This is a genomic window from Pseudoalteromonas sp. UG3-2 (assembly GCF_037120705.1).
GTDB lineage: Bacteria > Pseudomonadota > Gammaproteobacteria > Enterobacterales > Alteromonadaceae > Pseudoalteromonas.
In genome coordinates, this window is record NZ_JAWLJU010000001.1 from 662464 (window position 1) to 673746 (window position 11283).

The 11283-nt window shown below is 39.5% G+C and carries 7 protein-coding genes; 3 read left to right on the forward strand and 4 right to left on the reverse strand.

Features of this window, described 5'->3' with window-relative positions; translation table 11 throughout:
• Positions 1 to 10 precede the first annotated feature (10 nt).
• Entirely contained in the window at positions 11 to 1243 is a 1233-nt protein-coding gene (locus R3P39_RS02680; protein WP_336565471.1) for an AAA family ATPase, read from the reverse strand.
• A 703-nt stretch (positions 1244 to 1946) separates the two neighbouring features.
• Here R3P39_RS02680 and R3P39_RS02685 point away from each other — a divergent pair.
• A complete protein-coding gene (locus tag R3P39_RS02685; protein ID WP_336565472.1) occupies positions 1947 to 3158 on the forward strand; it encodes a replication protein A in 1212 nt (403 codons plus the stop codon).
• 1429 nt (positions 3159 to 4587) lie between these two features.
• Here R3P39_RS02685 and R3P39_RS02690 read toward each other — a convergent pair.
• Positions 4588 to 5451: a DNA replication terminus site-binding protein gene (locus R3P39_RS02690; protein ID WP_336565473.1), complete on the reverse strand. Its 864-nt coding sequence runs from the start codon at positions 5449 to 5451 to the stop codon at positions 4588 to 4590.
• Positions 5452 to 6300: 849 nt separating this feature from the next.
• Between R3P39_RS02690 and R3P39_RS02695 the strand changes: the two genes are divergently transcribed.
• Complete coding sequence (locus tag R3P39_RS02695) at positions 6301 to 7650, forward strand: class II 3-deoxy-7-phosphoheptulonate synthase (protein WP_336565474.1); 1350 nt, start codon at positions 6301 to 6303, stop codon at positions 7648 to 7650.
• Positions 7651 to 7696: 46 nt separating this feature from the next.
• Here the strand turns inward: R3P39_RS02695 and ppsR are convergent, their stop codons facing one another.
• Complete coding sequence (gene ppsR, locus R3P39_RS02700) at positions 7697 to 8506, reverse strand: posphoenolpyruvate synthetase regulatory kinase/phosphorylase PpsR (RefSeq protein ID WP_336565475.1); 810 nt, start codon at positions 8504 to 8506, stop codon at positions 7697 to 7699.
• A 143-nt stretch (positions 8507 to 8649) separates the two neighbouring features.
• Here ppsR and ppsA point away from each other — a divergent pair, with 143 nt between their 5' ends.
• Positions 8650 to 11025 (forward strand): phosphoenolpyruvate synthase, encoded by a 2376-nt coding sequence (ppsA, locus tag R3P39_RS02705; protein ID WP_336565476.1) that lies wholly within the window; start codon positions 8650 to 8652, stop codon positions 11023 to 11025.
• 26 nt (positions 11026 to 11051) lie between these two features.
• Here ppsA and R3P39_RS02710 read toward each other — a convergent pair whose 3' ends face one another.
• Positions 11052 to 11258 carry a PGPGW domain-containing protein gene (locus tag R3P39_RS02710; protein ID WP_336565477.1) on the reverse strand — a complete coding sequence of 69 codons (207 nt, stop codon included), beginning with the start codon at positions 11256 to 11258 and terminating at the stop codon, positions 11052 to 11054.
• Between the last annotated feature and the right edge of the window lie 25 nt (positions 11259 to 11283).

Sequence of the window (11283 nt, forward strand, 5' to 3'; positions counted from 1 at the left end):
TTAACCTTTATTATTCTGCTAGTGAAGATTGCGTTGACGGCCAGTTAGAGCGGATCAGCATCTCTAATTCATCAACCACATCTTTGATGTTTTCCTGTGCTTTTAATAGCGCTTCTCTACTGGCTAAGCTATCAGAAGTTTTTTGATCAAAAATAGTGTTAAACGAGGATGAACTGGCGGTGATTGCAGAGCTATGGTTAATTGGGTAGCTCATTACTTGGCGTCCAAACGCACTTCTTACATCTTTGACAATATCGCGTTGCGAGTGATTACCTTTTACATAATTGGTCACTAGAAATTGCATAAAGTCCCAACCTTCATGACCGAGTGCAGCAACGGTATGGTAAATTTCCCCCAAACGCTTGAGGTATTTGTTGTTGGCATCAAAGTCTACGGCTTCCGGGTGAACCGGTATTAGCATCGCGGTTGAAGCCATTAAGGCGTTGTAGAACATGAAGTTTAACGACGGTGCCGTATCGACCAAAATAATGTCGAACTGATCCGCTACCGGGTCGATGACTTTTTCCTTAAGCTTATGGTAATGCCTGGTTTTTTCATAGCTTGAGCTTTCTTTTAATTCCGTTGCGGTTTCATGCTCAAAGTAAAAGTCATCCATGCCAGAGGGCAGTACTCGAATATTAGGGATATGAGTGGTTTGAAATGAATTAGACACTAAATCTTGCCAGGTCTCACCCTCATCTAGTTCGATGCAGTCACGCATTAGATCGCCCACAGTAATGGGTTCGTGCTCTTTAGCAGGAAAGAAACTGGAGGACGATCCTTGCGGATCTAGATCAATGATACCAATTCGATAGCGTTTAATATTGGTAGTGGCCAACGCGGCTGCAATATTAACCAAGCTGGTAGTTTTACCACAACCACCTTTTAGACTGTTGATGACAATAACTTGAAGCTTATCATCTGCTTTTCTTTGATCAGCCTCGACACCAAGCACTTCAGCCATGGCAAAAATATTGGCTAATGTATAAGCATAGTGACCATTGGCACCTTTTTTAATATTGATATCATCGAAATCGCCTTGATCATGACGACGTTTCAAAGTCCGGTTATTAACACCAAGCAGGTCGGCCGCGGCTTTTTGCGTGTAAGTTCTTAGTTCCTTATCTTCAGTTTTTAGGTGTGCCCTATAATGTTGGATACGACCTGCTAAAGATTTTTCTGCAACTTCTGCCGTTGCTTTTAACAAACGGTAAGTTGATAGCGCGTTGTTATTTATCGACATACACATTATCCTTTATTTGATGCCGTTTATTATAATGTCCATATATTTACCTGTAAACACAAAAAAATAAAGACATTTATTGATTACCTTGCCTCTAAGTATAAATAAAGAAGTTTAGATATGGTTAAATATATAGGTATTAAAGGCTAAGGTACCAAGATCTTGTTTTTACTGATTGTTTTATATGAATATTTTTTAAAATACCAGATCGCTTTTTTACCTAGTTAAGATCCGATCTTTTATAACTAACAGATCACCTTTTTACTAAGCCATATTTCATTTTGCTATATATAAACAGTTTATACACAGGGTTATCCACTTCTGTGTTCGCTGAGATCAAAATATTACTAAGTAATATCAGTGAGTTATTCACACTCAGCAGATGATCTACCGATGTTCACTAGATAAGGATCTGATCTCTACTTAGAAGAGATCAGATCTTTACTAATCAGAAAGCTATTTTTCCACAGCTTCCTTGCGATGACCACTAAATTCAGAGGCTTACAGCCTGTAAAAAGGGCTGGTTAACTGTAAAGATCTCTCTTAGTTAGTAAAATTTTGATCTCTAAGCCTCACACAGTTAGTATAATCATGATCTCGATAAAAAAGTGTTCTCAGATCACTTTTTTACTAACTTTAATAATTAACTTTTTTCGTTGAATATGTTGTTATTAAGCGTCACGATTTTTTGGAAGTAAAAACAATGAGCCGAAAGGTGAACATTTCTGTAGACAACCTGCCAGATTCACTGCGTGGACAGATCCATGGAGTTGAAAGTGCAATCGATAACGAAAGCTTGGCATTGTTCACTGATAATAAAGATGTTCGAGTATCTCTTGAAACTGCACATGGGTTAAGAGCCTACTCAAATACGTTTAATCATTATGACCTTTGGGGTCGTTTTGTTCGTTCTGGACATAAAAAACTGGCGTTGGAAGATGCTCCGAAGAAAACAATCGTAACCAGAAAAATATCAGAAAAAGTTGATGGTATTCTTTACGAAGGTGAAATTAAGATAACACCGGCTGTAGTAAGCACTAAAAAAGATGGTGATGAAGAAGAATTCTTAGTTTGGCCGTCTGATAGAGAAGAAAAAGTTGAACGAGCTCTCATTCGTTTAGCTTCAAAAGGAAAAATCGTAAAAATTAATTTTAAGTCCGGTATTCAATACGCGGTTATTTTTTCCATGAATGAACTGGCGCAAGAACTAAAAGCGGTTGGTCAATCAATGCCATATCCGCAAATCAAAGAATCGTTGGAAGCGTTGCAAGGTTCAAAACTCTCTTTTAAATACACTGCGACAGACACTAAAAACCCAGATATTGATGACTCGTTTTATGAGTCGAACATGAACTTTTTATCCTCATTGCATTTTAGTGGTAAAAAAGGGCAGGGCGGTAACATCAAATGCGTCGCTTGTTTAAATGCGTTTGTTCATAATATGATCGATAACCTTGAATATAAGGGTTACTACTTTAATAGCGCGCAAGAATTGAAACGAGGTTTATCTCGTTGGATGATGCTTCGCCTTTATCACCTTTGGCGTTATGCGGCACCGGGTAAAACTTATCACTTCAGGCTCATTTCCATTATGGAAAAATACGGCTCAATTTATGCGGATGACAAAATTACCGATAATAAGTTAAAAGCATTGCGTCGTGATATGACCACAACGATGAAAGATTTAATAGAAAAAGGGGCAATCTCAGAATATAACATTTCCAATGTTAAAGATGAGAAAACCGGTAAAATTATTGACTACGTCTATGAAATGCATCCATCGGCACAGTTTTGTGATGAAATTTTGGCATTGAACAAACACCATAAACGCATTGAGATTCAAGGCGGAAAGCGGATAGTTGAAAATGCCGAAGTCATTGACGAAGACACCCTCGAAGAAATTGTAAAAAAATAACTTAGCGTGGAAAGGCGCTAATTATTTTTTTGCAAAGTGCCAAAGAATGTTCTTACCATACCCTATGAGTACAATGTCATTACAGTCATTGTACTTTCTTCTTTATGGCACTTTTCTATCTTATCTTTATCATTCCTTCCGAGTTAATACCTACTGACCAATAAGTATTGTTATTCGTGTAAAAATCGCGGATCACTGAACTGCCAAACATTGCGAAGCAGAGTGACTTTGCTGTTTTATTTCAATTATGGATCATAGCCAATTGTCATCCATTTTTGGGTTATTTGAAGCAGTAAGTTTGCTGCAAGTGGTGGACAACTCAAGACAAAATTACCGACTTGCTTGTATAAATGAGAGTAATACTTTGCCAACAAGACATGAGAGCTGTGTTACCGACAAAAGTTTCTTCTCTCAAACCTTCTTCATGAGGCAAATGAGTATCAAAGCAATATCAACAGTAAGGTTTTGGCTTTTATTGAGGTAAAACAGAATAACGAAATTGCTCGACTCGCGGAGTATGACTAAGAAATAAAAATATGATTGTGTTCTACTTTTGACACTCATAGCAGGCATTATTATTTTTTTATCTGAGGGAGTAGCAAAGGCGTTAAACGTTTCTTACTTAAAATAACTTACTTGCAGAATGACTTGTTCTAGATGCAAGGGAGCTGACTGGCAAAATTATTCTTGTCAGTAACTCGATGACGAAATTAAGCAAACTGCTATTAGGTATTGCTCTACTGACTAAATGCATTGCATTTAAAGTCAGTTAGTACCAACAAACCAATGCTTTGCTTTTGAGTTTATTTGCGTTCATTTTATGAGACTAATTAGTCTAACCTCGATTTCCTAAGTTTATAAATTATTAGCTATTAATACTCTTTATTTTAAAGTAAGTGTGTACTCACTATAAAATATGCTATACCATAACAGCAATATTTATGAAGCAGATGTTGCCACACAACTTTATAATATTTATTCGCTGTAACGCTAAAAAATACACCTTAGTTCAGTTCTGTGAGTGGCCACCTGAAAATAAGTTTATTTTTAAGTTGTTTGAAAACTTGCTAATGGTGGAGATTCTTTTGCTATTTATGTTTTGGCATATATACAATAGCTTGAAGCAGTGTAACTAATGGCCATTATGTCTTAAATGCTCAAAGACAAGGGAGTATATGATGATTCATACCGATATAAGTATGTAAGTGCTAACTATAAAAAGATGCTTTAGACTTACTCGTTAATACGACTCATATATAATCAACACCTATACTCGCTTTTATAACTAGAGGAATCTAACAGCAACCACTACGAGAGAGTTTGCATACAGCAAGATGTAGAACACATCATACTTATATTGATAAAGCATATGATTATGTTAAATCGTATGCTTGAACAGGTTATCAGACCATAGGTGTTAAAAATGCTTCTAAAAACGCTCGAGGTAGATGCGGTCAACTAAGAAATTATATTGGCGTTTTCTTGGATGGCTTTCATTTTGAGTATAATTACTGAGCTCGCCAAGTTTGGTCTCTGGATTCGGATTCAAAATGATAAAAGGCAATGCCGCACTCACATGGTAGCGATTTTGGGCTGAGAACCGAACATTCACTTCTGGGGTTACGCGAGTGGGGCGACGTATCCGTAATTTGGTATCTTCGGCTAAACTGGCAACTCGGTATTTTTCTTGTTCAACTAACTGTAACCATTGCTCTTGGTCTATCCTTCTTGGGTTAGCATAGTTAGATGAACGGTTTAGCATTTCAAGTGCGACCTTTTTGCTTAATACTTTTGTTGCGTGCTTTTTCATCCATGTAAACCTAACGGAGTAAGGGGTTTCTGATTCAAAGTGGATCTTTCGATATGCGGCTAAAGTAAGTAAGTCGGGAACGGCAGCATGGACGGCCTCAAATCGGGCATCGTTATTTTCTATTTCTAAAATTGCTTTTTTAAATTCATCTTTCGCTTTATTCACGGCTTGAAGTCGAGACTTTATATTGTTGTTTCGATCGTTAATTAGCAGCAAACCAGGGTAACGTTGCACTAATTTTCCGCTTGCTTTGTCTTGCAAAAATAAATCTTGATATGCTTGCAAACAAAACTTCAATGCTTGTTCACCTTCATACTTTTTAACTTGGATTTCTTCAGGAGCTACTTTTTCATCTTCTTTTGTTGCTTTGGGTAAAGCATAAAAAGACGCTTTTTTTACGTCGGCATTTTTGATTTCAGCAACGAGTTGATTAATATGTGTGTTTAAAATATCAAAGGTTGAACGTATAGAAAATGTTGTCATACTTGTATGATGTGTTCTTTTAATAAGACAATTATATCAAATTTTCCGTATTTAGGGGGTAGTTAATCGTTTAATTATCGAAATCATTAAGGTTTACTTATGCACTGCTTTTTGAATATCTACCTAACTATAGCTTCAATTTAAAATTCTTTAAGAATTAAGTGGTATGATGTGTTCTTTATTCTCACGCGATGATAAGCCAATCCTTAAAGGCTCGCAATCGCTTAATGCAAATATTCATATCTGCCACAGTTGGATACCAAAAAAACGATATCGGACATAGTGGTTAAGAAGATATAGTAAGACAGCTTGTCTCGCTGCGATTAGTTAACGCGATTCTAAATAGGGTATAGACCTTGCAATTTTTAAATACAAAAAGCCTGGTCAATTCAGTACCTTTTAATCTTCGGGGGTAATAACAACAATAGGATTTGCATTGGGGGTTATTAATCAGCAAAACTCCCATAGGTCTTACAACAATACTTCCAACAAGGCAGAAGCTACAAAAGCGCAGAATCACTTAAGAAATAAAAGCCCAAGAACTTTTTAAGGATCTGCGCTAATACATTGAAATGGCTTCAGGCGATACGACGTAAAACATCCACTTACTGCTACTTATTTGCTCAAAGCCCGTTGCTTTTTTAAACTCAGATTAACTAAGCATGCATATTTAAATCGCAAAGCGAACCTTTGCTTTTGTCAAATGTATAAAAAACAAATGACATACTAGCTATAATATAAAGTTAAATAGTATGATGTGTTCTTGATTTACTACATTTCTCTTGATGTAACAGGTCACATGGGGTAGTGTTCATGTGTGGTAACACATATAGGAATGAGGAAATTATAATGGCCAATTGGAGCCCAAGTAGCTGGAGAGATAAGCCTATCCTGCAGCAGCCTGAATACCCAGATTCAGAGCAGTTAAAAAAAGTCGAATCCGAACTGAATGCCGCACCACCTTTGGTGTTTGCTGAAGAAACAAGAAGCTTATATAAAAGTTTAGCGGATGTTTGTGAAGGCAAGGCATTTATATTACAAGGTGGTGATTGTGCCGAGTCTTTTTCAGACTTCAGTGCAGCAAATATTCGCGACACCTTTAAAACCCTTTTGCAAATGGCCGTTGTGCTTACCTACGGTGGCAAATGCCCAGTGGTAAAAATTGCCAGAATGGCAGGGCAGTACGCAAAACCACGTTCTTCTGATTATGAAACAATTAATGGCGTGTCTTTACCATCATACCGTGGTGACATTGTTAATAGTTTTGAATTTACTGAAGATGCGCGGATACCCGACCCACAGAGGTTGATGAAGGCCTATCATCATAGCGCAGCGACGCTTAATTTACTTCGCGCATTTGCCCAAGGTGGTCTTGCTGATTTACACCAAGTCAACCGCTGGAATATGAGTTTTGTTGCTGCGAATCCACTTAAAGATAAATTCCAGATGCTCGCGGAGCGAATTCAAGAAGCGCTTGAGTTCATGGAAGTGTGTGGTGTGGATTCAACCGTAGCCCCTAGTCTAAAAGAAACTCAGCTTTATACTTCCCACGAAGCCCTATTGCTAGGATACGAAGAAGCGTTAACTCGCCGCGACCACTTAAGCGGTGACTGGTATGATTGTTCTTCGCATTTTGTTTGGATTGGGGAGCGTACAAGACAATTGGATCATGCTCATATTGAGTTTTTCCGCGGTATTAAAAACCCAATTGGGGTTAAAGTCGGCCCAGGTATGCAAGAAGATGAGCTTATCAATCTTATTGACGCGCTAAACCCAGACAATATTCCAGGTCGCTTGACGCTTATTACGCGGATGGGTGCCGATGTATTGCCGGAAAAACTACCAAAACTAGTGCGCCGAGTGCAGCAAGAAGGACGAAAAGTCATTTGGACGTCCGATCCAATGCACGGCAACACAGAAAAGTCCAGTACTGGCTACAAGACCCGTAGTTTCAATAATATTTTACGTGAAATTAGCCAGTTTTTTGCTGTTCACAAAGCAGAAGGCAGCTACCCAGGTGGCGTTCACTTGGAAATGACTGGTCAACACGTCACGGAATGTACTGGCGGTGCCTATGGTCTTTCTGATGAAGATTTATCACAGCGTTATCGCACCCAATGTGATCCGCGTTTAAATGCAGACCAAGTACTTGAACTTGGCTTCTTAGTTGCGGATCTTTTAAAAGACGCTAGAAAATAATAATACCTTTTAGTGGTTAAAAGAAAGGCTGCAGCAGCAGCCTTTTTTAATACTTATGGCGTTTAAGTCCTGTCTCTGAAATAATCTTGGCTGATATTTCTTCAACAGAATATCGCGTGCTGTTGAGAAAGGGCACCTTATATTTTTTGAATAACATCTCAACTTCCCGTATTTCAATACGACATTGTCTTATTGATGCATAGCGAGAGTTGGCCATACGTTCCTGTCTTATAGCGGCAAGACGCTCTGCGTCTATGGTTAGGCCAAATAGTTTCTTTCTATATTTATCTAAACATTTTGGTAAGCGGCCACTTTCTAAATCCTCTTCAGTCATAGGGTAGTTTGCAGCCTTAATGCCATATTGTAATGCCAAATATAAGCTAGTAGGTGTCTTACCGCTACGGCTTACTCCCACCAAAATAATATCTGCTTCGTTATAATCTTTTATATTTGCGCCGTCATCATTGGCTAAAGCATAATTAACCGCATCGATTCTAAAGTCGTAACTGGATTCGTGAATACTGTGTGTTCGGTGCATTTTAGGAACTGGTTTTACTTTCAATTCGCGTTTTACTATTTCACTGGCATAAGATAAAAAGTCATAACACACTCCTTGCGAAGACGCGATAATGTCAGATAACTCTGGATTAACAAAAGTAAAAAATACCAGCGGCTTTTGCCCAGAAGATTCGGCTATTGAATCGATTAAGGTTTTAATTTCATTCGCTTTATTAGTTGTCTCAACAAACGGAATGGTCTGATGATTAAAATCAACAGGAAACATAGAAAGCGTTGCATGACCGAAGACTTCAGAGGTGATGGCGGTGCCATCCGATATATAAAATGCGGTTCTCATATGGCAATTATTCATTCAGAAATTAGTGAAAATAAGCCGTCGTGGTTTACGAAGACTGCCTTACCGTTGTAGAATGCACTCGACCTAATGGAAAGGTCAAATAATCTCTCACATTTAATACAATTTGTTTTGGAGACAGTTCCGTGCAAGACTACGTTCTCTGGTATCAAGAGTTAGGTATGCAAGACGTACCTCGAGTTGGTGGTAAAAACGCTTCTCTAGGTGAAATGATATCTAACCTTGCTAACGCTGGTGTACAAGTGCCAGGTGGATTCGCTACAACCGCTGAAGCATTTAATGAGTTCCTTGAACAATCAGGGCTCAATGAAAAAATCCACAGTATTTTAGATTCCCTCGATGTTGACGATGTCAACGAACTGGCCAAAGTCGGCGCCCAAATACGTCAATGGGTCATCGACACACCTTTCCAACCAGAACTAGACGCAGCAATTAAAGACGCCTATCAGCAACTTCACGGTGATGCTAACCAAGATGTGTCATTCGCAGTTCGCTCCTCAGCCACCGCAGAAGACATGCCTGACGCCTCCTTCGCAGGCCAACAAGAAACCTTTTTGAATGTTCGTGGTATCGATGCCGTTATGGTAGCGATTAAACACGTTTTCGCATCACTCTTTAATGACCGTGCAATTTCATATCGTGTTCACCAAGGTTATGACCACCGTGGTGTAGCACTTTCTGCAGGTATTCAGCGCATGGTTCGTTCTGATAAGGCCGCTTCTGGAGTCATGTTCTCTATTGATACAGAATCTGGTTTTGAGGACGTGGTTTTTGTCACCTCGAGCTATGGCTTAGGTGAAATGGTAGTACAGGGCGCCGTTAACCCGGATGAGTTTTATGTTCATAAGCCAACGCTTGCCAATGCCAAACCCGCGGTGTTAAAACGCAATATTGGTTCAAAAGCCATTCAAATGATTTACTCAAGCGATGAGTCGCACGGTAAACAAGTTGAGATTGTGGATGTTGACTCTGCACTTTCAAACCGCTTCTCAATCACTGATGCTGAAGTAGAAGAGTTGGCAAAACAAGCGGTAATCATCGAAAAGCATTATGGTCGTCCAATGGACATCGAGTGGGCTAAAGATGGCAATGACGGTAAGCTTTACATCGTTCAGGCTCGTCCAGAAACCGTTCGCTCTAACGAAGACGCTAACGTCATGGAGCGTTTCCAGCTTAAACAGAAATCCAACGTTATTGCCGAAGGCCGTGCCATTGGCCACAAAATCGGTAGCGGTGTTGTCAAAGTGTTGAGCTCGATTGATGAAATGGACTCAGTTAAACCTGGCGATGTATTGGTTACTGATATGACCGACCCTGATTGGGAACCTATCATGAAACGCGCCTCTGCTATTGTAACTAATCGCGGCGGCCGTACTTGTCATGCTGCAATTATAGCCAGAGAGCTTGGCATTCCAGCCGTTGTAGGTTGTGGTAATGCTACGGATTTAATCACTAACGGTACACAAGTTACGGTATCGTGTTCAGAGGGTGACACAGGTTACATTTACGAGGGTGAACTTGAGTTTGACGTGATTTCTTCACGCATTGACTCTATGCCAGACATTCCCATGAAGATCATGATGAACGTCGGTAACCCAGACAGAGCATTCGACTTTGCCAAGCTACCTCATGCCGGTATTGGCTTAGCGCGTCTTGAATTTATCATCAACAGAATGATTGGTATTCACCCCAAAGCACTGTTACATTTTGATAAACAAGACGCTGCGTTGCAGGCCGAAATAACAGACATGATTGCCGGTTATGATTCGCCTGTTGAATTCTACATCAATAAACTGGTTGAAGGCATTGCCACCTTAGGTGCTTCTTTTGCACCAGAGCGTGTTATTGTGCGTATGTCCGACTTTAAGTCGAACGAATACGCCAACCTGGTAGGTGGTCAACAGTTCGAGCCGGAAGAAGAAAACCCAATGATTGGTTTCCGTGGCGCATCACGTTATATCTCTAAAGACTTTAGAGAATGTTTTGCTCTCGAGTGTGAAGCCATCAAACGTGTTCGCAATGACATGGGTTTGACCAATGTCGAAATCATGATCCCGTTCGTGCGCACATTAGAAGAAGCCGCTCAAGTCATCCAATTACTTGAAGAACACGGTCTAAAACGTGGTGAAAATGGCTTAAAAGTAATTATGATGTGCGAACTGCCATCGAATTGCTTATTAGCGGAAGAGTTCCTTGAGTATTTCGATGGCTTCTCTATTGGCTCGAACGATTTAACTCAGCTAACTCTTGGCCTTGATAGGGATTCTGGCTTAATCGCACATTTATTCGATGAGCGCAATCCTGCGATTAAAAAGCTACTGTCAATGGCGATTCAAACTGCAAAAGCCAAAGGTAAGTACGTTGGTATTTGTGGTCAAGGCCCTTCTGATCACGAAGACTTTGCAGCCTGGTTGGTAGAACAAGGTATTGATTCGGTCTCACTCAATCCAGATACGGTATTAGAGACTTGGTTATACCTAGCAGAGAAATTTAAAGCATAAAAATAATGGCCTCGATTTTTCGAGGCCTATTTTTTAAGTAGCTGGTCAAGTTTATAACAACCTTCTTTAAACATAACCTGAGTACGTCTTAACGGTTTTCTAGCATTTGGGTGATTAATCGCAAAGCACAGCAATGCGGCAAGTAAAAACACCACCGATGGACCCGGTACAATAATAAAGATTAGCGCTAACACGACAAACAAAGCACCTAGAAAGTCATAAAAATATTTCATATTTCGTCTCCTCTAAATCTAAAGT

Bases quoted from the DNA above. Each gene is read 5' to 3' on its own strand.
- R3P39_RS02680 (WP_336565471.1), bottom strand. From the start codon at position 1,243: ATGTCGATAAATAACAACGCGCTATCAACTTACCGTTTGTTAAAAGCA.
- R3P39_RS02685 (WP_336565472.1), top strand. From the start codon at position 1,947: ATGAGCCGAAAGGTGAACATTTCTGTAGACAACCTGCCAGATTCACTG.
- R3P39_RS02690 (WP_336565473.1), bottom strand. From the start codon at position 5,451: ATGACAACATTTTCTATACGTTCAACCTTTGATATTTTAAACACACAT.
- R3P39_RS02695 (WP_336565474.1), top strand. From the start codon at position 6,301: ATGGCCAATTGGAGCCCAAGTAGCTGGAGAGATAAGCCTATCCTGCAG.
- ppsR (WP_336565475.1), bottom strand. From the start codon at position 8,506: ATGAGAACCGCATTTTATATATCGGATGGCACCGCCATCACCTCTGAA.
- R3P39_RS02710 (WP_336565477.1), bottom strand. From the start codon at position 11,258: ATGAAATATTTTTATGACTTTCTAGGTGCTTTGTTTGTCGTGTTAGCG.